The organism is candidate division WOR-3 bacterium, from assembly GCA_039804165.1.
Lineage (GTDB): Bacteria > Hydrothermota > UBA3072 > UBA3072 > UBA3072 > JAFGHJ01.
Genome location: JBDRZZ010000016.1, coordinates 1 through 26,595 on the forward strand (window position 1 = coordinate 1; position 26,595 = coordinate 26,595).

Below are 26,595 nucleotides of genomic sequence, written 5' to 3' on the forward strand. Positions count from 1 at the left end.
TCCTTAAGTATGGCAAAGAAATATTTTTGCACTACGATTACAATGGGAATTATCTTGGAGAAGTTAAAGAGCCTGAGGGAATAGTTGAAGAAAGGATAAGGATGCCTGATGGAAGGGAGAAGATAATCTGGAGCGAAAAACCTATTAGGATTTTTGGTGAGTATTATACTTTTAAGAAAGAAGGTAATAAATATAAAGTTAAATTAGATAATAAGGAATATTATTTACCTGAGGGTTTAGACATAGGAGAGTTAAAAGGAGAGTTACGGTTCAATAAGAAAAAGCAGACACTTGAGTTGTGGAAATTAGAGTATCGAGGAGAATTAGATAGCCTTGGTTACGGAGACCTTTGTATAATAAGAAGCGACATAAAACTAAAAGAGGTTGACACTAAAAAAAACTAAACATCTGGGGTAGGATGTTTTAAATTAAATATTAATTGAAATTTGAATCCGTATCTAAAGGATGTATCCTTGTTGCAGCTGCAGGTAATGACAATACCTCTCAATCTTTATATCCTGCTTCTTATTCCAAAGTAATAGGGGTTTCAGCAACGGATAAAGATGACAGAAAAGCAAGCTTTTCCAATTTTGGCACTTATGTTCATTGTTCTGCTCCTGGAGTGGGCATTTATACCACGATGTTAGATGGAGAATACGGACTTATGAGTGGGACTTCTGCATCCTGTGCCTTTGTCTCAGGTATGGTAGGACTTCTTTTATCCCGAGAACCAAATCTTGCTCCAAATCAAGTAATAGATTAGTATTGAGAGTGTAAGATAATACTATTCAAGGGCATAAATTGAGGAACTTCTTTCTGGAGTTAGCTTTAGAAACATTAAACTTATTTTAGGAGATACCAATAAGTTTGCCGAAGATTATTCTCTTTTTGGCTTCCACGAATTTAATACAGCCACCAAAAACTTAAAAATAGGGAAGAGCTAAAGCACAATAATTTTGTTATTTGCACACATAAATACCAGTTCGCCAATACTAAATTGGCAAGCAAGATAATCGCACCAGCATCGCTAAAAACTAATTCTTAATATAAGTTTTGATATAAGTTTACATAATATATCTTATCAGACATTGCTTTTTAAGCATTTTTGTGGGTTTTATTTTGGTTTAAGTTCTTTTCTTTTAATGGCTTATGGCTTTTGAGTTCGACTTACCATCCGCCTCCGCCGCCTCCTCCGCTTCCGCCTCCAGAAAATCCGCCTCCTCCGAATCCGCTTGAGCTTCCTCTTGGTGAGCTTGAGGCAGCTGAAAAGGCACTTATAGAATCGCCGATTGAGTGTGAGATATGAGTTATCTTAATGGGTCCGTAAACGCCGTATGTCTTATACCAAGTTGGAGGCATAAGTTCAAATTCTCTAAATTTTTCTGCCCATTCATCTACAACACCTAAAGCTATTGCGTATGAGAGAAAATCAAAGAAAATTGTAGGATTCTGGTCAAGCATTTTCTTTAATCTTTCTTTCTCGACTCTTATTAGAAATTCTCTGAACCCAAGGATATCTATTAATAATTCTCTCCCTTTGGATGTTCGTTTTGGCATTATTGGTGCAAAACATATAGTTATTAAACCGCTGATTACAATCCCACCCATAATTCCAGGGATAACTGGGATTGATAAAATTGAAGAAAATATCATCCCCATAAAACCTATGATTACAGAAGAAGAACCTATACCGAGATATCTCATTCGCACTTCTATAGGATTTCCATAAAAATAGTTTTCTTCTTTTGCTAATTTATATAATTCTTCCCTTATAGAATCAACATATATATAAAATTCACCTTTTAATTTAGATAATAAAAACTCTTCTCCGCCTTTTTCTTTTAGCCCTTTTAAGAACGTCCTTAAATGCTTTTTCTCGTTTAAGTCTATGTCTTTCAAAATCTTAATTTTATAATCTTTATTTTTAAGAAATAGAAATTTTTCTGTTTGGATTTCTTCTATTGATAGATATCCCATCCTTGCAAGATCAAATAAGATAGATGTGATGTCTGCCATATCCACTTTTTGGTCTAATATTGTGCCTGCTTCCGCCGCAGTTAAGTTTTCGGGGGGCTTATACTTAACTGAAATGGTTCCTGTAGGGAGGTCTTTTCCCTCTTTGAGCCATTTCTTAAATAGAAAGATGAAGGATGTTAATGGTAATAAAATAGCAAATGTAAGGCCTAAGTAGTTTTTCAGGTTTAGGAAAAAATTGGTGAGAAAAGGAGGGCTAGTTAAGTAGCCTTTTGGGAATCTTATAGCAAGAGTAGTCCCATATCCCGGGTATAATGAACCTGTTACAAAAGAAAGGGAATCGAAAGTAAGAATGTAACTTTTTATTGTTTCTTTAGAACCGTATGAACCCACGAATATTCTTATATCCTTTTCTGATAGTTTTATTGGAGAAGGAAATATTACAGTGCAGATAGAAGAATCAATTCTGAATTCCCATCTATTCCCTGTTACATTCCAATATAATTCATCCCAATCTTTGAAGTATCTTACTCCAAGAGCAACAGAATATTTAATTGTGTATAAGTGAATTCCAGTAATTAGCTTATTTGGATCTCCAATTCGAAGGCTTAAGTCTGTTCCTCCTCTATACCGATTTTTAGTTTGTTTTACAGAAACTTCTTCTCCATCCATTAAAATTTGATTCACATCGAAACCTAACGAATAATTATTTGTCATACCTCTAAGTTCAATAGGGATAATTCTATAAATTCCATGGTGATAACCACCTTCAAAATTTACTAATATTTTTTCCGTTATATTCAAAGAACCATCCTTATTTAATCTTATTTCATTATCAAATAACTGTATATATAAGCCTATGAATAACAATAACATATCTAAAAATCAACTTTTGGAGTAGTTCTCTCCCCCATCTCAGCTTCAAAAAATTCTCGTTTTTTAAATTTGAAAATTGAGGCGACTATATTTGAAGGAAAGGAATCAACTTTTATATTATTGTCACGAACTAAAGCGTTATAATACCTTCTTGCGTTTTGAATATCGTTTTCAATTTGAAATAGATTTTGTTGGAGTTCAAGGAAGTTTGTGTTTGCTTTTAATTCAGGATAATTTTCTGCAACTGCGAATAGCTGGCGGAGAGCTCTGGTTAACATGGTTTCGGCTTTAGATTGTTCTATGGGTGTCTTTGCTATGGTAGTTTCTGCCCTTGCTTTTGTAATATTTTCAAAAACCTCTTTTTCGTGTTTTGCATATCCTTTAACTGTATTAACTAAGTTATGAATAAGGTCATATCTTCTTTTAAGTTGAACGTCAATGTCACTCCAAGCATTATCACAAAGATTCCTTAAGCGAATAAGAGAATTATAAGTGACAATCACAAAGATGGCACCAATAATTGCGATGAGTGTAATTCCTATAAAAATAATCATAAGTTGCCTCCTTTTACAGTAACTCTACAAGAGGATTTAATCCAAACCATTCTGCAGCTGTAATAACTCTTTTCCCTATCTTTTCTACGAGAATGTAAAAATCTCCCATATGTTCTTTGTAAGTTTTTTCTCTTAGTAAATGGTGATCATAAATCATAATGTCAAAATTTGTCTCTTTTATTATTCTTGAAACGTTTTCTATACATCTATCTAAATTAACTTGATTGAACATATAACCTAAAAGATACGTAGAAGGACCATCAAGAATTATCACGTTTGGATTTTCATCTATTATCCACCATGCGTAATCTTCAATGTTTGGACCCATAATGTCTGATGAGAATAAAATTTTTACTCCTTTTCTTTCTATTAAAAGAGGCTCTACCCAACCAGTTTTAGCATATTCTATTCCGTGGAAAAAAGGACCTGGAAAATAAATATTTGTTAACCCGAAACTTATAATTCCTTTTTTAATGAAATTTATTTTGGTTTTTTCTACTTCAAATTCTCTTAACCAGAGCTCTTTTTTCCAAAAAGTTGCATTGCTAAACATATTGTTTCTCCAAATTTTTAAAAGTTGTTCTCGTCTTTTACTATAATCTCCAAAATCTTTCTTTTGCACCAATTTTAAATCCTCATAAGGATCTTTATATTCTTTCTCCTTTGGTTCTTCATATAAGTCTTTTGTATTCAAAAACTTACCTAATATATTTATCAGGTCCTCGTACATTATTCTTGTTCTTTCCCATTGAGAGTAATTTATCCATTCATTAGGATTTTTTATATAAAGTGTTTTATTTATATAGCTTTCTGGGAACTCTATTGGTCTTTTGTGGTGGTCGTAGTGGTAATGAGTAATTATTACTATTTCAGCCCTTTTTGTAAATTCTTTTACTCTTTTTTCCGCTGCTTCAAGAAAAAGGAGTTTTTCGTTCTCTTTTAAAGGATAGGAGGGTTGCATTATTGCAAATCCCGGATCTATAATTATTTTGACTTCTGGAGATTCAATGAATGTGCACATAGATTTTGCTCCCATTGAATCAAACCAAACTGGTGTGACTTTAAGGTTTTCTATCTCTATAGATTTATTAAGATCTTTTTTGAAATATTCTTCTGGTGTCATTCTTCTAAAATTGCTTCTATAAAATCTTCTGGAGAGAATGGCATTAAGTCTTCTTTTTTTTCCCCTAAACCTATATATTTCACAGGAACTCCTATTTCGTTCACAATAGCAAAGATTATTCCTCCTTTAGCAGTCCCATCTAGTTTAGTCAAAACAATTCCTGTTATTCCTATTTCTTCGTTAAATTGTTTTGCTTGCTGAAGAGCATTTTGTCCTGTTGTTGCGTCAATTACTAGAATAGTCTCCTGTGGTAGATCTTCTCTTTTCTTTTTTAGAACCTTTTTTATTTTTTTCATCTCTGTCATAAGGTCATTCCTTGTGTGGAGCCTACCTGCAGTATCTATTAGAAGGTAATCTACTTTTCTTGCTATTGCAGCATCTACAGCGTCAAAACAAACAGCAGCAGGATCTGCCCCATATTCTGATTTGACAATATCTGCTTCAATTCTACTAGCCCATATAGAAAGCTGTTCTTTTGCTCCAGTTCTATAAGTATCCCCTACAGCTAAAAGGACTTTTTTCCCTTCTTGTTTAAGGAGCCAACCCCTTTTCCCTATCGTTGTGGTCTTCCCTACCCCATTGACTCCAACATATAGTTCTACAATTGGTTTATTATAAGATTTAGTTTCACAAATAGGTTTTTTGAGAATCTTTAAAAGTTCTTCTTTCAATAAAGACAAGTATCTATCTGGAGTGGTTTTTTCTAATAAATCAATCAGAGATCTTGTTGTATCAACACCAAAGTCTGCCTCTAACAAAAGATTCTCAATATCAAATAGAGCCTTTGGATCCCTTCTTCCAAAAATTGTTCGTAATTTTTTGCTAAAACTATCTCTTGTTTTTTGAAGTTTTTCTCTTAGGCTCACGAGAGATAATTTCCCTTTCAAGCCTTTTTATATCTTCAGATAAAGCAGTTAGTGCTTCAGATATAAATCCTATTGTGAAAAGAACTAATCCTGAGATAACAAGAAGAATAACCAAATATAAGAGAGGCCTATAGCCATGGTGATAAACAAATCTTTTAATAATTCCATAAATTCCTACTATCCCTCCCAAGAGAATCATAACACTTCCAGAAGTTCCAAAAAACAAAAAAGGTTTCCTTAATAGAGAGATTTGAATCTTTACTGCTAAAAGATCCATAATTCCTATTACTACTCTTTTTTTCCCAGTATATTTAGATTTTCCAAACAAACGTTCTCTTAAAGTAACTTTTACTTCTGAAACCTTAAACCCTTTATTTACAGCTAAGGCGACTATATAACGATGCCAATCCTTTCTTAAGTTTATTTCTTCTAATATGTTGCTTCTCAAAGCCTTAATTGCATTTTGGTCGTGTATTGGTAGATGAAAAATCCATCTTGAAATTAAGTTATAGATAGAAGAAACAAATCTTTTTTCATAAGCTCCTTGTTTCCATCCTGTGACTATATCGTAACCTTTTTCAAGTTCATCTAAGAGCTTAGGAATGTCGTTGGGATCGAATTGGAGATCTGCATCCATAATTACTAAAATTGGCGCCTCTGAATTTCTAAAACCAGTTAATATTGCTTCTGTTTTCCCAAGATTTGTTTTGTGTCTAAGAATTCTTAGATATTTATATTCTTTCTTTAGTCTATTGCCTTCCTCAAATGTTCCATCTTCACTACCATCATCCACAATTATAACCTCATAATTCCTTTTATCTCTCTTTACCATAGAATCTATTTCTTTCATTAAGGGAGATAAATTCTCTCTTTCGTTGTAAGCTGGGACTATAATTGAAATTTTATTTCCCATTTTTATTCGACTTTAATTTTAAGAAATTTTCTTTTTCCTAATTTTATAACAGTATCCTTTTCAAAAGACAAATTCAAAGTAGAATCTACCATTTTTTTACTGTCTATCTTAAGAGCCCCACCTTCTATAAGTCTTCTTGCTTCTCCTCGGGATTTTACTAAACCTGCTTTACTAAGAAGTTCTACAATCCAAATTTTCTCTCCTTTTTTAACTTTTATTTCTTCAATATTCTCAGGAACTTCTCTTTTTGAGAAAACTTTTATGAATTCTTCTCTTGCCCTTTTTGCTTCTTCTTTATTGTGATAATAAGAGACAATTTTTTCGGCGAGTTCTAACTTAAGATCTCGTGGGTTTTCCCCTTTTTCCAATCTTTCTTTCAAAGCTTCTAAATTTTCCTTACTGGAAGAAAGACATAATTCAAAATACCTTAAAATTAACTCATCTGGAATAGACATTATTTTTCCAAACTGTTCTTTAGGAGATTCAGCAATGCCTACATAATTTCCATAGGATTTACTCATTTTTCTCTTACCGTCTAAGCCTTCAAGGATTGGCATTAAGATAATTACTTGAGGTTCTTGTCCAAAACTCTTTTGCATTTCTCTTCCAAGGAGGTGATTCCAATGTTGATCAGTTCCGCCAAGCTCTACATCTGCTTTAACAGCCACAGAATCATAGGCCTGGAATATTGGATAGAGAAACTCATGCAGAGCTATAGGTTGTTCGTTTTTATACCTTGTTGCAAAATCATCTCTTTCCAACATCCTTGCCACAGTTATTCGAGAAGCGAGTTTTACAATCTCTGAGGGTGTCAATTTTGTAAGCCATTCAGAGTTATATCGGACTTCAGTTTTTTCTTTATCTAAGATTTTGAAAATTTGCTCCTCATAACTTTCCATATTTCTCTTAACCTCTTCTTCACTTAAAGGAGGACGAGTTTTTGATCTTCCCGAAGGATCTCCAATCCTTGCGGTGAAATCTCCCACAATGAGAACTGCTTTATGCCCAAGATCTTGAAAGTCTTTTAGCTTATGAAGCACAACAGCAAAACCAAGATGAATATCAGGAGCAGTGGGGTCTATTCCAAGTTTTACTCTTAAGGGACGATTTTTTTTAAGTTTTTCCCTTAATTCTTCTTCTGTTATTACAGTATCAACTCTTGCTAATATTTTCTCTATTTCAGGGTTTATTTTTACCTCCAGGAATATAAGTTTATAAAAAGTATTATATTCCCTTTATTTGTCAAGGTTTTATAGAAAGAGTAAATAATCTCATCCCTTCTTTGAAAATTTTCTTTTGTAATTTTATAAGTCCTGTCTCAAAAAGAAAATTGTATACAAAATTTAGATATATAGGTTCTATAATTTTATAAAATCTTGGGAATTTGATAAAAGGGAGAACAAACTTACCCCACCCCCTAAGTTCATTTTCAATCGAATAAAGTTCTACGATTTCAAAACCAGTTTTTTTTAATAAACTTGCAATTTCTTCTTTTGAGAAATTCCTGTGTATATATTTATTCCCATAAGTTCCTTCTTTTATTCCATATTCACGTAAAGGTTTGATATCCTCATATTCAATAGCCCTTCTTAATCTGTGGGGGACAGTAAGAAGTAGCTTTCCAGAAGGTTTTAAGATATTAAATATGTTTTTTAGGGCTTTTTCAGGAAATCTCAGATGTTCAAGAACTTCAGAAAATAAAACAAAGTCAAAAGAATTATCTCTAAAACAAAGTTCTCCTTCTATATCTAAATTAATAAGGAGTGAGAGATTTCTTTTCTTTTTAGCTTTTTTAAGCTTTTCTATTGAGATATCCGCACCTATTATATTTTCTTTTAAATATCTTCCTTCTCCACACCCAATGTCAATTATAAGCCCTTTTTCTCTTTTTAAATATTCTTTAATTAGTTTTTCTCTAATGCGACTGTTAGGTTTAGAATAATTTATTTTTTCTTCAGGGTAATACTTCCCAATGAGTTCGTAAAACTTTCTATACTCCATAAAATATATAAAAAATAGCGGCGCAGGGACTCGAACCCCGGACACGTGGATTATGATTCCACTGCTCTAACCAGCTGAGCTACGCCGCCTTAACTTAAATTATATTGAAATAAATAAGAAAGTCAAGCTTTTATTTAAGAGCAACCTCAATTCTTTTTCGAAACACAAAACTCTTTGTTACAAAAATCTAAATAAAGTAAGAGCCTACTTCTTTTAACTTCTATAATTTCATAGAGACAGAGACAATAGCATTGTGGACTAAAATGATCTTCATAAAGCCTTATATTATCTTCTACTATAGGCATTTTCTCCCATAATAGAATCGAGACAACAATTTAATAATGCGTTTCTATGAAAGATATGAATACCAAAGCTATCCACTTCGATTTTCACCTTGGCGCTGTCTTCATATCTCGTTTTGGGAAAGAGAGAAGAATTACTATAAGGAGTAGCTAAGTAACTTCGTATTTTCGTAAGGGCTTTCTTTGCTAAGAGGCTTCTTTAAACAGGTGTTAATGAAGAACAAAATTAAAATTCTCAGAAATATTTTTAATTTTTCTCCTTAATAAAATTTTATTATAAGAAGGAAGATAAAAAGTTAAGTTTGTTTAGAAAAAACTTCCTGAGTTTATATGGAGTCACAAAAACATCTTGACAAATTTAAAAAATATTTATAAAATTTTCTTATAAAAAGGAAGTTTATATGAAAAAGTTATATTTTATTATGTTATTTTTTACTTTTTGTGTATTTGCCCAAATTCAAATTGATTGGGATGAAATACCTCACGAAATAGGGACTCAAATTACTCAGAATAGCGCAGGGAACGTAACTGTTAATCTTGGAACTACAGGTGGCCCCCAGGAGTGGAATTTCTTACAACCCATGGGTAGTGAAGAGGGAACAGCAATAATAATAGAATCTTCTTCCGCTCCATTTATAGATTCATTTCCAGGAACAAATCTTGTTGATTATTCACCATCTGACACGGGAGAAGTTTATCTATATCATGTTCTTGATAATAACTTTATTAAAACTCTCGGAATGGTTGGAATAGTTGAAGGTGATACTTTCCTACATAAATACGAACCTCCTTTTTTACAACCACTACCTTTAAAATACGGAGACTCTTGGAGATACTCTTGGGGATTCCAAATGAAAGAAGAAACGGGTACAATAGAATATTTTTATTTTGGAACTAAAAATATTAACGCCTTTGGAACTGTTAATATACCTTATGGAAGCTATGAATGTCTTCGCGTGTGCTCTTACGACACTATTGTTATGAAAATAACTATACCTGGATTTTCTTACTCTGACACTGTGACTTCTATCTCCTATCAATTTTTAGCTGAAGATTATGGAACAGTTGTGAGTGTATGGAGCTTTCCAGAAGAAACAGACCCGAATTTCACTAATGCTTTAACCCTTGATAGACTTACCTCCTTTACAGGTAAAGCAGAGGAGACTGAGAATCTAAATAGGATCAAATGTCTCTCCTTTCCGCAGCTATTCTCAGATTATGTAACAATTCGGTATTCTCTTTCAGAAAAAGGTTATGTTGAGTTGACTTTACACGATATTTCGGGAAGAATAGTAAAAACGCTAGTTAATACACCTCAAGAAAAAGGTGAGTATACATATAAATGGTATGGAGAAGATTCTATAGGCAATTTACTTCCTTGTGGTATCTACTTTTATAAGTTGAAGGTAGATAATAATAAGATTCACACAGGTAAAATCGTATTAATGCGATAATTGTATAGAATGCTTTTCATTTTATGGATTTTCAAGATGTATGAAATTAGTATGGTGAAAAATAAATGGGATTATCTTAAACTTAGAGAAGTTTACTAAAAATGAAAGGTTGACAAAATTAAAATTTTTTATTAAATTCAGTATATGAAAATTAGACTTTTAGGAACAAGGGGTTCTATACCAACACCCGGACGAGATACAGTTAAATATGGAGGTAACACAACTTGTGTAGAGATAACTATAAAAAGCGGGAAGAAAATTATAATAGATGCAGGTTCTGGAATAAGAGTTCTTTCAAATCATATCATATCAGAAAATATAAATCAGATTAATTTATTTCTTACTCATTCTCATTGGGATCATATTCAAGGATTCCCTTTCTTTGTTCCTATTTATAATCCGAATTTCTCAATAAAGATATTTGCTGCCTCCCCTACTTATGAAAGATTATTGGATATTCTAAAAGGACAAATGAAATCTCTTTACTATCCTGTTCCATTTAAACAAGTTGGAGCTAAGATTGAGTTTGAAAAGATTAGAAAATCAGGCATTTCAATTGATGGAGTGAAAATTTGTTCTATCCTAACAAATCATCCTCTTGAGACTCACGCTTTCAAGTTTGAGGAAGATGGAAAAGTTTTTGTATTTATGAGTGATAATGAACTTGATCATCAGGATATTGCCATTACTCCTTATGAGAGACATCTAAATTTTATAAGAAATGCAGATATTCTTATTCACGACTCTCAGTATGAAAGAAGTGAAATTGAGAAACATAAGGGGTGGGGGCATTCCTCATGGGAAGAAGCTGTAGAATTTGCAAAAGAGGGTAATGTGAAAAAACTTTATCTTACTCATTATGATCCTACAAGAAAAGATAAAGAAATAGATAGGATCGTAAAATTGGCAAATAGAATTACAGGAAATGAATTAAAGGTGTTCGGAGCTCGAGAAGGTGATGTTATTGAATTGTAAAAAAGGGCCAAAAAATTCCCATGGAAATTTTATTGGCAGATGATGATGAAAAAATTTTAAAGTCTCTTTCTAATCTTCTTTCTATCCAAGGTCACCAGTGCAAAGCAGTATTAAATGGACAAGAAGCGGTTAAAGAATTTAAGAAGAAAACTGATTATGATTGCATTCTCCTTGACATTGAAATGCCTACTATGAATGGTATAGAAACTGCAAAAAGACTTATCAACATAAATCCTGATGTTTCAATAGTAATGGTTACAGCGTTTAAAGATATTGATGTGATAAGAAGCACAATGCGATTAGGGGTTTTTGATTATCTTGTAAAACCTGTCTTTCCCGAAGAACTTATAAGAGTCCTTGAGAAGGTTAAAGAAAGAAACTTTCTTTTAAAAATAAAGAAAAATTATCAATTAGAATTAGAAAGGAAAGTAGAAGAACAGAGACAAAAGTTAGAAAGGAGAATGCTTGATACTATAACTTCTTTAGTTAATGCTCTTGAGGCGAAAGACCCTTATCAGGAAGGACATTCAAAGCAAGTGAAGGATATTTCTATTAAAATAGCTGAAGAACTTGGTTTTTCTGAAAAAGAAAAGGAAATTCTTGGCTATGCAGCTTTAGTACACGATATAGGAAAAGTTGGCATTCCGGATTCTATCTTATTAAAACCGCGTAATTTATCAAAAAAAGAATATGAAATAATGAAGAAACATCCTGAAATAGGGAAATTTATAATTTCTCCCTCAGTTCAAAATAAAAAAATCTTGAATTCTGTTTTATATCACCACGAGAGGTTTAATGGAAATGGTTTTCCTAAGGGATTAAAGGGAGAGGAAATACCTTTATCTGCGAGGATTCTCGCTATTGCTGATGCAATTAGTGCGATGCTTTCAGAAAGACCTTATAGAGAAGGTCTTGAAAAAGAAAGAATTATAAAGGAACTTAAAGAAAATTCGGGAACTCAATTTGATCCTAAATTAGTTGAAATTGCTTTAAAGTTGATTAGAGAAGGTAAGATAAGTTGAGACCTATAAAAGGAGGATTATATGAAGATGAATCTACTTTTGTTTTTGATTATAGGAGCGATAGCGGGTTCACTTGCAAGTAAGGTTGTGAAGAAGAAAGAAAGTTATGGAATCTTAGGGAATATTATAATAGGTTGTATCGGATCTTTAATTGGAGGATTTTTATTTAATCTCTTTGGAATTTCATCAATTTTAGGAGTATCCGTGGGTAGTATTATTGGTTCTTTGTTAACATCTTTTATAGGAGCTATATTGCTTTTATTTATAATTAACTGGTTGAAGAAATAATATAGCTTGACAGAAATAATTTCTTGTTTAATTTTTACTTATGAATGTAGGGCTCAACTGGAAAGAGTTAGATAGACCCTTAAAATGGGAAAGACTTTTTGGGAACAATAATCCTATAGACTGTGAAATAGGATTTGGAAATGGAGAATTTTTAATAAAAAAGGCAAAAGCACATCCTGAAAGAAATTTTTTGGGCATTGATTATTCAGAGGAATCTTTTCGTAAAGCTAAAAAAGCAATTGAGAAAGAAGGTATATCCAGTGTTAAATTAATTTGTTTAGAAGCAAAAGCCGCTTTTGTTGTTTTAATTCCAGAAAAATCATTCTCTCACATATATGTTAACTTTCCCGATCCTTGGCCAAAGAAAAGACATCTAAAGAATAGACTCCTTGATAGAGAGTTTCTTACAATTGCAGCAGCTTGTTCTGATGATAAAGGTAAATTGATAATCGCTACGGATGACCCTTTCTATCGTGATTTTATTCTTGAAGAAATTGCTTCTACTTATTTATGGAATTCTTTATTTAAAAAAGGTTGGACAAACGAATTATCAGGTCATTTCTCTACCAAGTATGAGAGGAAGTGGAAGAAAGAAGGCAAAGAAATTTTTTATATGATTTTTCAAAAGAAAGTTCATCCTAAGAAAAAATTTAGAATGAAAGAGTATAAGATTCCTAAAGAAATTTCTCTTCCTCATCAAAATATTTCTAAACTCTTAGAGGGATTGTTAGAAGAAGCAATTTGTAAAAAAGATTCTGTTGCCAAATTGCTTAAATATGAAGAAAAAGAAGATAAATTTTTATTAAATATTTTCTTAAAAGATGATACTTTAATTAGAAAAGAATCAATAATAATTGGAAAAAATAAGGATAAATGGATTCTTAAGATGCCAGAAAATCTATTCTGCACTCTCTCTTTAAAATTGTTTATAGATAAGATGAAGGCACTCACTAAATGACTTTCTTTTTATAAAAATTTAACCACTTAATCCTTTTTTTAAATTTATTCCATATTCCATTGCATCAGAAAGAGCAATCCAACTTGCTTCAATTATGTTTGTAGAGGCACCCACTGTAGTCCAGTATTTATTGTTAAGCTGCATATCAATCATTACTCTTGTAATTGCTCCAGTTCCTTTTTCACTATTTATAATATGAACTTTATAGTCAACAAGGTGAAATTTTTCTATATAAGGATGGACTTGTCTTAAAGCTTTACTTAAAGCGAGGTACAAAGCGTCAACAGGACCATTCCCTTCAGAAGCAACGTGTAGAACTTGATCGCCTACAAGAACTTTTACTGTTGCCTCTGCAAAAATACCTCTCTTTTCTCTATGTTCAACCACTACCATAAAGTCTAACATTTTAAAAGGTGGAGCATAATCTTTAAGCGAACGAAGTAATAGTAACTCTACTGAAGCTTCAGCTCCTTCAAAACTAAATCCTTCATGTTCTAATTCTTTTATTTTTTTAAGTATTCTTTTTAGAACCTCGTTTATATTATCAATTTTATCAAAAATCTTCATCTTTTCAATTTTACTCATCAGATTAGATTTTCCTGCTAACTCTGAAATCAAAATTCTTGATTCGTTCCCTACAAGTTTTGGATTAATATGTTGATAAGAAAGGGGATTTCGCCGCATAGCCGATACATGGACCCCTGCTTTATGAGCAAAAGCGCTTCTTCCGATATAAGGAGATCGGTGAGGTGGAGGTTGGTTAGCTATATAAGCTACAGCATTTGCGACTCGGGTGAGTTGAGCTAACTTTACTAGAGGCAAAACATTAAATCCCATTTTTAGTTGAAGATTAGGGATTAAAGCACTAAGATCCACATTTCCACATCTTTCTCCGTATCCATTTATAGTTCCTTGAACAAGCTCTGCTCCTGCTGAAACAGCAGCAAGAGTATTTCCCATAGCAGTTCCTGAATCGTTATGAGCATGAATCCCTATTATTACGTCTGGAAATTTAGTCTTTACTTCCTTTGTGATTTCTTTAATTTCATCAGGGAGACAGCCTCCGTTAGTATCGCATAACACTAAAGCATCCGTTCCTCCTTCAAGAGCAGCTTCAAGGGTTTTTAAAGCATATTTACTATCCGCTTTATACCCATCAAAAAAATGTTCAGCGTCGTAGATAACCTCTTTATTCTTTGATTTTAGATATCGAATACTTTCTCTTATCATCCTTAGATTTTCATCTAAGGTTGTTCTTAAAGCGTCTTTCACATGGAGAGGCCAACTTTTTCCAAATATTGTAATCACAGGAGTTTCAGATTTAAGTAAAGCATTAATTTTTTCATCTTCCTCAGGTTTTGTGTTTTTGTGACAAGTGCTTCCAAATGCTACAATGCGAACTTTATCCAGTTTTAATTTCTTAACTTCTTTGAAATATTCTTCATCTTTTGGATTAGATCCAGGCCAACCTCCTTCAACATAATCTATACCAAGTTCATCTAACAGCTTTGTTATTTTTAGCTTATCAGTAACAGAAAAAGAAACGCCTTCTGCTTGTGCTCCTTCACGAAGAGTAGCATCGTATATTTTTATTAATTTTTCACCCATTTTAATCCTTTTACACCTCTTTACTATCTATCCAGTCCATCATCCTACGAAGCTTTCTACCAACAACCTCAATAGGATGATTTTTATCTCTTTCTTCAAACTTTTTTAAATTTGGTTTCCCCTTTCTCGCTTCCTCAATCCATTCCTTTGCAAATGATCCATCCTTTATTTCCCTAAGGATCCTTTTCATCTCCTTTTTTGTTTCTTCTGTAATAATTCTTTCTCCTCTTGTGAAATCTCCATATTCTGCAGTATTACTCACAGAATATCTCATATAACTCAGACCACCCTGATAGAAAAGATCCACAATTAGCTTTAACTCATGCATACATTCAAAATATGCAACTTCTGGTTGATAACCTTCTTCAATTAAAACTTCAAAAGCTTTCTTCACCAAAGCAGATACTCCTCCACAAAGAACTACTTGTTCTCCGAATAAATCTGTTTCTGTTTCTTCGGCGAATGTAGTCTTTATAGCCCCTGCCCTTGTTCCTCCAATTCCTTTCGAATAAGCAAGAGCTAAGTCAAAAGCATTGCCACTCGCATCATTTTCCACAGCTACAAGATTAGGGACTCCCCCACCTCTTACATATTCACTCCTCACAAGATGGCCTGGACCTTTTGGAGCTACCATTATCACGTCAACATAAAGGGGTGGCAATATTTGTTTGAATCTTATATTAAATCCGTGAGAGAAAAGCAAGGCTTTTCCTTCTTTCAAATTGGGTTCAATTGAATCTTTATAAACTTGAGCCTGAATCTCATCTGGAACTAACATTGAAATTATATCTGCTTCTTTAGAAAGTTCTTTTGCATTTATTGGATCAAAACCGTGTTCTTTTGCTAGTTTATAATTAGGTGTTCCTTCAAGCTCTGCAACAATAACCTTTAAGCCTGAATCTCGAAGGTTTTGAGCTTGTGCATGACCTTGACTTCCGTAACCTACAATTCCAATTGTTTTTTCTTTTAAGATTTCAAAGTTTACATCCTTATCATAGAAAATTTCAGCCATTATTTTCCTCCTTTTTTTTATTTCTTGAAATTGCTATTTTTCCAGTCCTCACAATTTCAACAATACCAAATGGTTTAACTAATTCAATGAAAGCTTGAATCTTATTATCTCTACCTGTGATTTCTACAGTCATAGCATCTTTTCCAACATCTACAATTTTTGCCCTAAAGATATTTACTATCTCCATAAGCTCAGCTCTTGTTTTCCTTGAAAGATTCACCTTAATTAATACCATTTCTCTTTCTACATGGTCTACACCAGTAAAATCTCTAACTTTTATAACGTTAATCAGTTTATTTAATTGCTTCTTTATTTCTTCAAAAACTACATTATCTCCTTCAACAACGATAGTTATCCTAGATAGTTTTGAATCTAAGGTTTCTCCTACAGAAAGACTTTCAATGTTGAAGCCTCTGCTACTGAATATCTCTGAAACTCTCGCAAGAACACCAAATTTATTCTCAACCAAAACAGAAATGATTCTTTTCATTATGCCATTCCTCCTATCATTTGTCTTAGAGAAGCTCCAGCAGGAACCATCGGGAAAACATTTTCTTCACTATCAATTATGCAGTCTATTATAACAGGACCTTCTATCTCTAAAGCTTTTTTAATAGCTCCTTTTACTTCTTCATTCTTATAGATTCTTATCCCCGTAGCCCCGTAAGCTTCTGCAAGCTTAACAAAATCAGGAGAATATTCAAGAGGCATTTCTACTTTCTTGCATTTATTAGGATTCAAGGCTCCTGTTTTGAGGCACGTAGCTGCATATCTTTTATTATAGAATAATTCTTGCCATTGTCTAACCATGCCTAAGTAACCGTTATTTAAGATAACAATTTTAACTCCAATATTTTTTGTAACCGCTGTTGCGAGTTCCTGAATATTCATTTGAATACTTCCATCTCCTGCAATATCAAAGACTGGTAATTCAGGTCTTGCAATTTTTGCTCCTATAGCTGCAGGAAAACCGTAACCCATTGTTCCAAGCCCCCCAGAGGTAAGAAGGGTTCTTGGTTTATCAAACTTGTAATATTGAGCAACCCACATCTGATTTTGTCCCACTTCCGTAGCTATAATAGCATTTCCTTTCGTAATATCTCTTATACACTCCACCACATATTGAGGAGAAACCACATTTGGTTTTTTTTCATATCGGAGAGGATATTTCTCTTTCCAAGCGTTTACAACTTTTAGCCAATCCTCGTTTTTTTTGGGTTTTACGACTTTTAAAAGATCTTTGAGAACCAATTTTGCATCTCCAACAATTGGTATATCAACTCTGACATTCTTACCAACAGAAGCAGGATCTATATCAATATGAATAATCTTTGCATGGGGAGCAAATTCAGAAATTTTCCCTGTGACTCTATCATCAAAACGTGCTCCTATAGCTATAATGAGGTCCGATTCCATAATGGCGTAATTTGCATATTGAGTCCCGTGCATCCCAAGCATTCCAAGGAAAAGTTCGTGTGTTCCTGGAAAGCCTCCTAATCCTAACAAAGTTGTAGTGACAGGAGTATTAATCTTTTCTGCAAATTTTATTAAAAGCTCTGAAGCTCCAGAGGTAATAATTCCTCCTCCAGCATAAATAACTGGTTTCTTGGCTTTCTCAATAAATTCGGCTGCCTTTTTTATTTGTTTCATATTCCCTACAAGAGTTGGTTTATAACCTGGTATATTAATTGGCCCACTCTCTATTTTGGAGGTCTTTCCTTGCTGAATGTCCTTAGGGATATCAATTAATACGGGTCCGGGGCGACCTGTTGTGGCAATATAAAATGCTTCTTCTATAATTTGAGCAAATTCATCAATGTCCTTTACTAGATAGTTATGCTTTGTAATAGCTCTTGTTATCCCTGTTGTATCTACCTCTTGAAAAGCATCGTTTCCTATTAAACTCGTAGGTACCTGGCCAGTAATAGCAACAATTGGAATTGAATCCATATACGCAGTCGCTATCCCTGTGACAAGATTAGTTGCCCCAGGACCAGATGTGGCTATGCAAACTCCAGGTTTCCCAGAAGCTCTTGCATACCCGTCTGCAGCATGCACTGCACCTTGTTCATGTCTAGTTAGGTAAAAATCTATGTCAGTATCGTAAAGAAGGTTAAATATATCTATAACAGCTCCCCCAGGATAACCAAATATTACTTTTATATCCTTTCCCTTTAAAGCTTTAATTAGAATTTCTGCTCCACTTAATTTCTTTTTATCTATCATTTTCTCTTTATTCATTTTAAAAGTAATACCTCCATTTTGATTTCCTTTTTGAGAAGAAATAAAATTTGTCTTAAGTCTAAAGGTAAATATTTCTTAGATTTAATAATTAATTCTTTATCCTTAGAAATAACTGAACTTTTGAGGATGTATAAACAAATCAAAAAGATAACATCTATGAAAGATGTTTTTCTTTTAGAATATATTAGTTTAAAATCCCCAACTCTACTCCCATTTAAAAAATACTCCTTTCTTAAGTAAATTAACTATAACAAAAGTTTGAAAAAAGTCAACCCCCTCCGCCTTTAAGTTTTTCTAAAATGTAATTCTCTAATACTTAATTATTAAGATAAAAAGAGTTTTTAGTAAATATTTCTTCTCAAAAACTCTTTAAAAATCTTTATTAAAAAACTTGATTTTTACAAAAATTATTTTAAATTGTTTAAAATGTAAAATAAGTGAATAAATATTCAAAAAGGAGAAAAAAGATGAATTATTCAAGTAAAGAATTAATAAAAATGGATGATCTTTATGGAGCTCATAATTACAAACCTCTTGATGTGGTGTTATGTAAGGGTGAAGGAGTTTGGGTGTGGGATCTTGAAGGTAACAAGTATATGGATATGCTTTCATCCTATTCTGCTTTAAATCATGGGCATAGAAATCCTATAATAATAAAGAAGATGAAAGAGCAATTAGATAAACTAACTTTGACTTCCCGCGCTTTTAGGAATGACCAATTGCCCCTATTTCTGAAAAAGGTTTGTGAGATAACAGGTATGGAAATGGCTCTTCCTATGAATACAGGAGCGGAAGGGGTGGAGACAGCTCTTAAAGCTGCCCGAAAATGGGGATATAAAGTGAAGAAGGTTCCAAAAGATAAAGCAGAAATTATAACTGCTAAAAATAATTTTCACGGTAGAACTATCACCATAATTTCTTTTTCTACAGAAGAGCAATATAAAGATGGCTTTGGTCCCTTAACTCCTGGTTTTAAAGTGGTTCCTTATGGGGACGCAGAAGCAATAAAAGAAAAAATAAATAAAAATACTGTTGCTGTTTTACTGGAACCAATTCAAGGCGAAGGAGGAGTTGTTGTTCCTCCCTCTGGATACTTAAAAAAAGTGAAGGAAATTTGCAAAGAGAATAATGTTCTTTTTATCCTTGATGAAATTCAAACGGGGTTAGGAAGAACAGGAAAGTTGTTTGCCTGGGAGTGGGATGATGCAAAACCAGACGGAATAGTTCTCGGAAAAGCCTTAGGAGGTGGAGTTTATCCAATTTCTATTTTTGCTTCCTCAAGAGAGGTTCTTGGTGTTTTTAATCCTGGAGATCATGGTTCAACCTTTGGAGGAAATCCTTTAGCTGCTGCTGTTGGAATTGCAGCTATTGATTATATTATAGAAGAAGATCTACCAAAAAGAGCTCTTTCTCTTGGGGAGTATTTTATGGAGAAACTCCGTTCTTTAAAAAATCCTGTGATTAAAGAAGTTAGAGGTAAAGGACTTTTGATAGGAGTTGAGTTGAAAGAACCTGCTCGAGCTTATGCGGAAAAATTAAAGGAGAAAGGGCTTTTGTGTAAAGAAACGCATGAGTTCGTTATCAGATTTGCTCCACCTCTTATTATTACAAAAGAAGAAATAGATTGGGCTTTTGAAAGAGTAAAGGAAGTCCTCTAATCTTGTTCTATATTATATTTGGCACTTTTATGGGTATTTTTTAAATGAGAGAAAGAAAATTTCTTTTTATTTTTCTATGTTTTTCTTTCCTTTTCCCTTTGCTTTTTATTTTATTCTTTATAACACTGAAGGAATTTACATTTGAAGGTTTCTATTTCGATACTTATGTAAGTGGCAAAATTTATGTAAAAAATCCAATAATTGCGAAGAATTTTATAAAAGATATAAAAAGAGAATTCGAGAGAATAAACTCTCTTGAAATAATGGGAATAAAAAATGGTGTTGTAGATACAACCATCGTTACCATATTGAAAGAAGCTCTCTTTGTTTCTAAGAATACAAATGGATATTTTGATCCTTCAGTAGATCCAATACTAAAAAAATGGAATTATTTTAAAGAGCCTAGAATTCCCTATAAGGAAGAGATAAAAGCACTTCTTTCTTTTGTAGACTATAAAAAAATAAAATTTAAAAAAGACACTCTTTTTATGCCTGAGGAGTTTAGTATAAATATTGGAGGAGCAGCAAAAGGCTATGCTCTAAATAGAGCCAAAAGCCTATTTAATAAGTATGGCATCTCTTCTGGATTAGTAAATGCGGGAGGAGACATCTTAGTGGTGGGGAAAAAGAGAGGAAAAAAAGATTGGAGAATTGGAATTAGGCACCCGAGAGATTATAATGGAATAATAGGGGTTTTAAAAGTTAGCGATTGTTTTGTATTTACTTCCGGAGACTATGAAAGATATTTTATGAAAGAAGGGAAGAGATATCATCATATAGTGAATCCCTATAGCGGATATCCTTCATTAGGAATAATAGGAGCCACAGTTATTGCAAAGGAAGGTATTAAAGGAGATTGTATTGCCACTGCTTTAATGGCTATGGAAATAGAGAAAGCTATAGAATTTGTGAAGAAGAACAAAATAGAAGCCATACTTGTTGACACAGCTATGAATATTCATAAATTTATAGATATAAAAAAATATGAATAAAAGAGAAGCGGAATATTATGAAGTGTTAGAAAATTCAAAAGTAAAATGTAAACTTTGTCCCCATGAATGTATAATACTTCCTGGAAAAGAGGGCCTTTGTTGGGCAAGAAAAAACGAAAACGGAATTTTATATGCTCAAAATTATGGTTTGACAACTTCTATTGCTGTAGATCCAATTGAGAAAAAGCCTCTTTTTCACTTTCGTCCGGGAACAGGAATTTTATCTCTTTCTCCTAACGGGTGTAATATGAGGTGTCCTTACTGCCAGAATTATACAATATCTGCTCAAAGGACCTCTACAAGAGAAATTACCCCTCAAGAACTTATTGCTCTTGCAAGGGAATATCATGTTTCTTCCATAGCTTTTACTTATAGTGAACCGATCATCTGGTTCGAATTTATAAAAGACACTGCAGAATACGCCCAAAAAGAAGGAATAGACCTTGTAATGGTCACTAATGGGCAGATCTTAGAAGAACCTCTTAATGATTTGCTCAAGATAATAAAAGCTATGAATATTGATCTTAAATCTATGAGTTCTGAGTATTACAAAGGAGTTCTTAAAGGTAGCCTTTCTACTGTAAAAAAGACTATTGAGAGATCATCTGAACTTATCCATATAGAAGTTACAAATCTATTAGTTCCGGGAGATAATGATGAAGAAACTGAAGAATTAGCTGAATATTTATCTTCTATTAAGAAAACAATTCCATTACACATCTCGAGGTATTTTCCAAATTATTTATATAAAAAACCACCCACACCTCTTAGCACTCTAAAAAAAGCTTACGAGATTGCAAAAAAATATCTTTATTATGTTTACATTGGAAATGCTCAAATAAAAGGTACTGAAGACACTTATTGCCCTAAGTGTTCAGGTACTCTTGTAAAAAGAGTTGGATATTATACTGAAATTGTTGGGATTACAGAGGGGAAGTGTTCTAATTGTGGCAGGAAAGTAGATTTCATCCTTTAAAAATAGGCGACTTATTTGTTATAATATTTTTTCTGTTGTTTATTTTCTTTATTCCAAGAAGTAAAGGGGAAAAAGTAATAATAAGTGTTGACAACAGAGATAATTTTGTTTATCCTTTAACTCAAGATAGAGAACTTATTATAAAAGGGAAAATTGGCTATGCAAAAGTTATAATAAAAGATGGAAAAGCGAGAATTTTGGATGCACCTTGTCCTTTAAAGATCTGTGAAAAGAAAGGATGGATTTCGAAGAAAGGAGAGAGTATAATTTGCATTCCTAATAGAGTCGTAATAAAAATAACTGGAAAGGAATATGATGCAATCACTGAATAGAATAGGATATATAACAGTATTTTCAGCTGCTTCTATCTCTATATTTGTGATAGAAAGTTTTTTCCCAACCCCTTTACCTGGAATCCGCATTGGTTTTGCAAATATATTTATTCTTCTTGCCTTAATTTTCTTTGGTCTAAAAGAGTCTCTTCTAATAGGTATATTAAAATCCCTAATAGGAAGTTTAGTATTAGCGAAGCTCTTTTCTCCTACATTCTTATTTTCTATGAGTGGAACTTTAATAAGCACACTCGCTATGTGGACGATTTTAAAGAGCAAACTTCCTATCAGCCTTATTGGAATAAGTATAATAGGAGCTGAAGTGCATATAATTACTCAACTTTTGATTGCTACGAGTTTTTTCCTACCTCAGGTTTCTTTCTTTTACCTCTCCCCCATCTATATCTTGGTTTCTTTAATCACTGGTTCTATCACGGGTATTTTTAGCTTTCAAGTTTATACAAAATTAAAAAGGAGGATTAAAATTTGCGCAAATTAAAAGAAAAATTAGGACTCACAATATTAATTTTAATCATTGGTTTAATATTTGGAAGTTTTTTAGGAGAACTTTTAGGAAAAATTCTTCCAGATAGTGCTGTAAAGAAAGTTATGACTTCTCCTTTAGAAGTGGGTTTTCATCCTTTCACTCTTGACTTACATATTTTTACAGTTATTATAGGCTTTATGTTAAAAGTAAATTTATTTGGTTTTATAGGGATTCTTGTATTAGGTTACCTCTTAAAATGGATTTATTAAAATAAAGGAGCGTCTTTATATGAGATTAAAACACACCCAAAATGGGCTTAAGAATATTATACTTCTAAATCTTATAGTTTTCACAGTCCAATTTTTTATGGAGATGCTTTTTCCTTCGATGGCTTCTCCTTTTATAAGACTTTTTGCTTTAATACCAAGAGATTTCATGAAAGGTCATATTTGGCAGGGAATAACATATATGTTTTTGCATGGAGGAATCTTCCATCTTTTAATAAATATGTATATCTTATGGATGTTTGGTAAGGAGCTTGAATATTTATGGGGAACAAGAGAATTCTGTAAATATTACTTTATCTGTGGGATTGGCGCTGCTTTAATATATTCCTTATTTAATTCAAAATCTGTTATTCCGGTAATAGGAGCCTCGGGAGCGGTTTTCGGGATCTTAATTGCTTTTGGAGTTACCTTTCCGAGAACAAAATTGATAATATTTCCTTTTCTCATTCCCTTGGATGCAAAATACGCGGTTTGGATATTTGGAATACTTGAATTTGTTTATTTGTTTGAGAGAAAAGGAAACATAGCTCATCTTGCACATTTAGGAGGACTTGTAGTAGGTTACTTATACCTTAGATGGAAAAGAAGAAAACTTTATTAAGTTAATATCCAATTTCTCTTATTTTTTCTTCATTAAAACCGAAATGATGAGCCATTTCATGAATTAATGTCTTAAGAATTTGATCCTTCATTAGAGGATTTATCTCTTTTCCAAAGACCTTCTCAAAACTTTCTTTATAAATTTCTATCCTCGTTGGTTGGAAATGAATTCCAAAGCTATTTTTATCTTTCTTTGAGGTACCAGCAAATATACCAAAAATGATTTTACAAGGATAGTTTTCTTGTAATACATCTGGAACCTTTTCTCTACAAATGATTTCTATTGCTTCTTCTTTAAGGATTCTTAGGTATTTTTCAGGAATAGTTTTTAAAATTTCCTTCACAACCTGTTCAAAAATTTCAAACTCCATTGACTCTCAATCTATAAGTATATTAAGAAATATAGAGATAGGAATAATTGATTTTTGTTTTTTTATACCGAATATGGACTACTAAATTCCACAAATTTTTCATAAATTTACAAAATTCCTTATCAAATTAAGAGGTCTTCTTTTCCCAAAAGGAATTAATTCTTTATTGGATTAGCAATATCCATTTAAGCTCAAAACATATGTCCCTTTTTGATTTATTCATAGCTATTTTCGGATTTTGTTTAAATTACCTAACCTTAGAATAAAAGCTTAGCCCATAAGTTAAAACACCTTCTTAGCCCAGGATAATCCCTGTCATAGAGACTATTACCAAATGCTGTTATGTATTTAGCATCTAAAAGATTGTCTACATTAAAACCAAAGGAAATGTTATTTATCTCTTTACTAACTCCCAAATCTACTATAAAATCACTTTCTATTTTTTTCCATCCTTCATAAAATAATTTTTTCCGTTCTCCCATCCATTTTGTTGAAATTTCAGTGTTTATAGGACCCTTATGAAAAACAACACCATAAAGAGAATGTTTTGGATGATATTGAAGTTCTCTTTTCAGATCATCTTCTTCATCATAACCATCAAGATACGAATATCCTAAAGAATAGGAAATGTGGTTTAATTCTCCTTTAGCACTCACATCAATTCCAAAAACTCTGCTCTTAGAGATATTCTGAGGAATCCAGAACTCATTATATCCAATTCTGTCTTTTATGTTTTCTATATGCCCAGAGATAGAAAATCCTTTTATCTTAATTCCTCCATTTAATCCCATAGAAGACTCTGGCTTAAGTTCACTATTAGAAAAATTTGGATAATAAAGATCGTTTAGAGTGGGAGCCTGAAATGCAGAGCCAATAGAAATAAAAACCTCTAAAGGATTAATGAAAACTCTACTTCCCACTGTAAAAGAAGGATGAAACCCAAAACTTCTATACCAGTCTTCTCTTAAGGAAAGAAAATTATTGAAAAGTCCATTTTCTTTAAACAAAGAGAGAGAAATTCCTGCTTTTTCCTCTTCTGGATAAAAAGAGGTTGTCTCTGGTAAATATTGAGTCCCCCAAACCTTATCTTTCTCTAAATTAATTTCTAAGGAAGCTATTTTGTATAAAAATTTTGTATTAAATTGTCCCACTATTGTATTGTATTTAGCGGATGCCTCTACAGGTTCTCCAGTTATATAATCTGAATATTTCCAGTTATATTTGAATAATTCGCAACTAAGCACAGGTTGGATAACTATTCCAAGTTCTCCTTTTGGAAAAACCTTATTATAAGATAGATCTAGGAAATCTACTTTTTGATGATCAAACAATGAAGTTGCAGTAGCATCGCCAAAAGTTGGAATTACTCCTTCTTGAGGAAGGGGACCGGGGACCCCTAACTTTCTATGAGATAAAACCAAATTCAAACCTTCCCAATTAGAACTAAAAGAGTATCTTTCATAGTCCGTATTACTCCTATCTCCCTTTCCTTTTTCAAGCAATAAGTTCCCATTTACACCATATTTATAAAACTCAATCCCTCCCATTAATGAAGAATTTGAATTAGCTTGGACTTTTAATTGATTTACTTCTTCTCCAGTAATGATATTTACAATGCCTCCAATTGCATTAGACCCTTGAAATACGGAAGAAGAACCTTTTATTATTTCAATTTTTTTTACAGCTCTTAAAGGTATTACAGAAAGATCAAAACCTCCATTTTTTGGATCATTTATCCTATGCCCATTTAACATTATTAAAGTGTGCTTTGAAGTACAGCCATGAAGCTTCGTTTCTGTTAAAGAATTTGGCTCCCCATAACTATAAATATAAATTCCTGCTTTTTTCTCAAGAATTTCTCCAAGATCTTCAATAGTAATTAAATCTTCCACTTCAATCACTTCAACTTGATAGGGTAAAGCTTCAAGCCTCTTTCCTATTACAGTTATCCCTTCTAATTCAAAATACATTGTCCCTATTAAAATTAACAACATAAAGCCTCCTTTCTTTTAATTTTCTTTGCTATTTGAGATAGAATCACTCCGTAAATAAAAACTTGAGTGAAAATGTGCCATAGATTAAAAGGAAGACCTGCAAGAAGATAGGCAGAAAGAGTTTTCTTTTTCGGGAAGAATAAAATGGCTCCTCCAAATGTTGTCAATAAGTCATATAGAATTGTAAGAATAAATCCTAGAAGTCCAAAAATATAACTTTTATTCCATCCTTTTTCATTACAAAAACCTCCTACAAAACCTATTAAGATTCCACCAACAATTTGAGATAAAAGAAGAGGGATAGGAGACAACCCAAGAGGGTTTAGTAAACCAAAGATCAAGAAGGTAAGACTTCCAACTAAAATGCCTACCTTTGGTCCAAATAAAACTCCAGATAGGAAAACTGTAGAAGTAGTTAACTCAAGATTTGGTATATAGGAAAGTAAAAAACCAAATCCTAACGCTAAAGACGTAAATATTGTTATATAAGATATCTCTTTAATCCTATTAATATTTTTCCTCCCCTCGGAGTACTTTTCGGAATAGCAGGTCTCCTGACTTATGGCCTCCTACCTACTTACTGCACCTTCCCAGGTGTAGAAACACCCAGTGGTATATTGCAGCTTTCGTTGCCAAATACAGTAGCGGGGCTGTAGCGGATTCTCACCGCTTTCCCTTAACTATTCCAAGGAAAAAATAAATTATTTATCCAAAAAGTCAAGAGGGTT

General features: G+C 32.7%; 28 protein-coding genes, 1 tRNA gene and 1 riboswitch. Of the genes, 14 read left to right on the plus strand and 15 right to left on the minus strand.

Annotated elements, in window-relative coordinates; translation table 11 throughout:
- Together ABIN61_06400 and ABIN61_06405 are read left to right on the plus strand one after the other, a co-directional pair.
- Positions 1 to 404: hypothetical protein (locus ABIN61_06400; GenBank protein ID MEO0293833.1), on the plus strand; the 404-nt coding region annotated here is incomplete at its 5' end.
- Between the two features lie 35 nt (positions 405 to 439).
- The gene (locus ABIN61_06405) at positions 440 to 763 is read left to right on the plus strand and encodes a S8 family serine peptidase (protein ID MEO0293834.1); all 324 of its coding nucleotides are present in this window, start codon (positions 440 to 442) and stop codon (positions 761 to 763) included.
- 404 nt (positions 764 to 1,167) lie between these two features.
- On the opposite strand, the gene ABIN61_06410 is transcribed toward ABIN61_06405, so the two are convergent.
- From ABIN61_06410 to ABIN61_06445, 8 genes are all read right to left on the minus strand, one after another.
- The gene (locus tag ABIN61_06410) at positions 1,168 to 2,850 is read right to left on the minus strand and encodes a DUF2207 domain-containing protein (protein ID MEO0293835.1); all 1,683 of its coding nucleotides are present in this window, start codon (positions 2,848 to 2,850) and stop codon (positions 1,168 to 1,170) included.
- A 2-nt stretch (positions 2,851 to 2,852) separates the two neighbouring features.
- Positions 2,853 to 3,404 (minus strand): LemA family protein, encoded by a 552-nt coding sequence (locus tag ABIN61_06415; GenBank protein MEO0293836.1) that lies wholly within the window; start codon positions 3,402 to 3,404, stop codon positions 2,853 to 2,855.
- A gap of 13 nt (positions 3,405 to 3,417) precedes the next feature.
- Positions 3,418 to 4,527 (minus strand): MBL fold metallo-hydrolase, encoded by a 1,110-nt coding sequence (locus tag ABIN61_06420; protein ID MEO0293837.1) that lies wholly within the window; start codon positions 4,525 to 4,527, stop codon positions 3,418 to 3,420.
- Positions 4,524 to 5,393: a signal recognition particle-docking protein FtsY gene (gene ftsY, locus ABIN61_06425; protein MEO0293838.1), complete on the minus strand. Its 870-nt coding sequence runs from the start codon at positions 5,391 to 5,393 to the stop codon at positions 4,524 to 4,526. Before ftsY ends, ABIN61_06420 begins: the two co-directional genes overlap by 4 nt.
- Positions 5,356 to 6,306: a glycosyltransferase family 2 protein gene (locus tag ABIN61_06430; protein MEO0293839.1), complete on the minus strand. Its 951-nt coding sequence runs from the start codon at positions 6,304 to 6,306 to the stop codon at positions 5,356 to 5,358. Before ABIN61_06430 ends, ftsY begins: the two co-directional genes overlap by 38 nt.
- 2 nt (positions 6,307 to 6,308) lie before the next feature.
- Positions 6,309 to 7,514: a tyrosine--tRNA ligase gene (gene tyrS / locus ABIN61_06435; GenBank protein ID MEO0293840.1), complete on the minus strand. Its 1,206-nt coding sequence runs from the start codon at positions 7,512 to 7,514 to the stop codon at positions 6,309 to 6,311.
- A gap of 34 nt (positions 7,515 to 7,548) precedes the next feature.
- A complete protein-coding gene (locus ABIN61_06440) occupies positions 7,549 to 8,307 on the minus strand; it encodes a class I SAM-dependent methyltransferase (GenBank protein ID MEO0293841.1) in 759 nt (252 codons plus the stop codon).
- 15 nt (positions 8,308 to 8,322) lie between these two features.
- Positions 8,323 to 8,396, minus strand: a tRNA-Met gene (locus ABIN61_06445).
- Positions 8,397 to 9,010: 614 nt separating this feature from the next.
- Here ABIN61_06445 and ABIN61_06450 point away from each other — a divergent pair.
- From ABIN61_06450 to trmB, 5 genes are all read left to right on the plus strand, one after another.
- The gene (locus ABIN61_06450) at positions 9,011 to 10,063 is read left to right on the plus strand and encodes a FlgD immunoglobulin-like domain containing protein (GenBank protein MEO0293842.1); all 1,053 of its coding nucleotides are present in this window, start codon (positions 9,011 to 9,013) and stop codon (positions 10,061 to 10,063) included.
- A 144-nt stretch (positions 10,064 to 10,207) separates the two neighbouring features.
- Entirely contained in the window at positions 10,208 to 11,038 is an 831-nt protein-coding gene (locus tag ABIN61_06455; GenBank protein MEO0293843.1) for an MBL fold metallo-hydrolase, read from the plus strand.
- A 20-nt stretch (positions 11,039 to 11,058) separates the two neighbouring features.
- Entirely contained in the window at positions 11,059 to 12,060 is a 1,002-nt protein-coding gene (locus ABIN61_06460; GenBank protein MEO0293844.1) for an HD domain-containing phosphohydrolase, read from the plus strand.
- A 21-nt stretch (positions 12,061 to 12,081) separates the two neighbouring features.
- Positions 12,082 to 12,348, plus strand: coding sequence for a GlsB/YeaQ/YmgE family stress response membrane protein (locus ABIN61_06465; protein MEO0293845.1), 267 nt, complete (start codon positions 12,082 to 12,084; stop codon positions 12,346 to 12,348).
- A 40-nt stretch (positions 12,349 to 12,388) separates the two neighbouring features.
- The gene (gene trmB, locus ABIN61_06470) at positions 12,389 to 13,306 is read left to right on the plus strand and encodes a tRNA (guanosine(46)-N7)-methyltransferase TrmB (protein ID MEO0293846.1); all 918 of its coding nucleotides are present in this window, start codon (positions 12,389 to 12,391) and stop codon (positions 13,304 to 13,306) included.
- Between the two features lie 18 nt (positions 13,307 to 13,324).
- Here the strand turns inward: trmB and cimA are convergent, their stop codons facing one another.
- The 4 genes from cimA to ilvB are packed head-to-tail and all read right to left on the minus strand — an operon-like array spanning position 13,325 to position 18,167.
- Complete coding sequence (gene cimA / locus ABIN61_06475; protein MEO0293847.1) at positions 13,325 to 14,914, minus strand: citramalate synthase; 1,590 nt, start codon at positions 14,912 to 14,914, stop codon at positions 13,325 to 13,327.
- Between the two features lie 10 nt (positions 14,915 to 14,924).
- On the minus strand, positions 14,925 to 15,929 hold the full coding sequence (gene ilvC, locus ABIN61_06480; GenBank protein MEO0293848.1) for a ketol-acid reductoisomerase: 1,005 nt from the start codon (positions 15,927 to 15,929) through the stop codon (positions 14,925 to 14,927).
- Complete coding sequence (gene ilvN / locus ABIN61_06485) at positions 15,919 to 16,416, minus strand: acetolactate synthase small subunit (GenBank protein MEO0293849.1); 498 nt, start codon at positions 16,414 to 16,416, stop codon at positions 15,919 to 15,921. Before ilvN ends, ilvC begins: the two co-directional genes overlap by 11 nt.
- Complete coding sequence (gene ilvB / locus ABIN61_06490; GenBank protein ID MEO0293850.1) at positions 16,416 to 18,167, minus strand: biosynthetic-type acetolactate synthase large subunit; 1,752 nt, start codon at positions 18,165 to 18,167, stop codon at positions 16,416 to 16,418. The genes ilvN and ilvB overlap by 1 nt, the downstream gene beginning before the upstream one ends.
- Positions 18,168 to 18,637: 470 nt before the next feature.
- Between ilvB and rocD the strand changes: the two genes are divergently transcribed.
- The 7 genes from rocD to ABIN61_06525 are packed head-to-tail and all read left to right on the plus strand — an operon-like array spanning position 18,638 to position 23,503.
- Positions 18,638 to 19,828, plus strand: coding sequence for an ornithine--oxo-acid transaminase (gene rocD, locus ABIN61_06495; GenBank protein ID MEO0293851.1), 1,191 nt, complete (start codon positions 18,638 to 18,640; stop codon positions 19,826 to 19,828).
- A 44-nt stretch (positions 19,829 to 19,872) separates the two neighbouring features.
- The gene (locus tag ABIN61_06500) at positions 19,873 to 20,820 is read left to right on the plus strand and encodes an FAD:protein FMN transferase (GenBank protein MEO0293852.1); all 948 of its coding nucleotides are present in this window, start codon (positions 19,873 to 19,875) and stop codon (positions 20,818 to 20,820) included.
- Positions 20,813 to 21,796, plus strand: a complete 984-nt coding sequence (gene amrS, locus ABIN61_06505) for an AmmeMemoRadiSam system radical SAM enzyme (protein ID MEO0293853.1) — start codon at positions 20,813 to 20,815, stop codon at positions 21,794 to 21,796. The genes ABIN61_06500 and amrS overlap by 8 nt, the downstream gene beginning before the upstream one ends.
- Positions 21,766 to 22,128, plus strand: coding sequence for a NusG domain II-containing protein (locus tag ABIN61_06510; GenBank protein MEO0293854.1), 363 nt, complete (start codon positions 21,766 to 21,768; stop codon positions 22,126 to 22,128). The genes amrS and ABIN61_06510 overlap by 31 nt, the downstream gene beginning before the upstream one ends.
- On the plus strand, positions 22,109 to 22,627 hold the full coding sequence (locus tag ABIN61_06515) for a Gx transporter family protein (GenBank protein MEO0293855.1): 519 nt from the start codon (positions 22,109 to 22,111) through the stop codon (positions 22,625 to 22,627). Before ABIN61_06510 ends, ABIN61_06515 begins: the two co-directional genes overlap by 20 nt.
- Positions 22,615 to 22,884 (plus strand): DUF4321 domain-containing protein, encoded by a 270-nt coding sequence (locus ABIN61_06520; GenBank protein MEO0293856.1) that lies wholly within the window; start codon positions 22,615 to 22,617, stop codon positions 22,882 to 22,884. The genes ABIN61_06515 and ABIN61_06520 overlap by 13 nt, the downstream gene beginning before the upstream one ends.
- A 19-nt stretch (positions 22,885 to 22,903) precedes the next feature.
- Positions 22,904 to 23,503, plus strand: coding sequence for a rhomboid family intramembrane serine protease (locus tag ABIN61_06525; GenBank protein ID MEO0293857.1), 600 nt, complete (start codon positions 22,904 to 22,906; stop codon positions 23,501 to 23,503).
- 1 nt (position 23,504) lies between these two features.
- On the opposite strand, the gene ABIN61_06530 is transcribed toward ABIN61_06525, so the two are convergent.
- From ABIN61_06530 to ABIN61_06540, 3 genes are all read right to left on the minus strand, one after another.
- Complete coding sequence (locus ABIN61_06530; protein ID MEO0293858.1) at positions 23,505 to 23,873, minus strand: metallopeptidase family protein; 369 nt, start codon at positions 23,871 to 23,873, stop codon at positions 23,505 to 23,507.
- A gap of 257 nt (positions 23,874 to 24,130) precedes the next feature.
- Positions 24,131 to 25,867 (minus strand): TonB-dependent receptor, encoded by a 1,737-nt coding sequence (locus ABIN61_06535; protein MEO0293859.1) that lies wholly within the window; start codon positions 25,865 to 25,867, stop codon positions 24,131 to 24,133.
- Positions 25,858 to 26,430 (minus strand): ECF transporter S component, encoded by a 573-nt coding sequence (locus tag ABIN61_06540; GenBank protein MEO0293860.1) that lies wholly within the window; start codon positions 26,428 to 26,430, stop codon positions 25,858 to 25,860. Before ABIN61_06540 ends, ABIN61_06535 begins: the two co-directional genes overlap by 10 nt.
- Positions 26,394 to 26,588, minus strand: a riboswitch (cobalamin riboswitch). Its footprint overlaps the gene before it by 37 nt.
- Between the last annotated feature and the right edge of the window lie 7 nt (positions 26,589 to 26,595).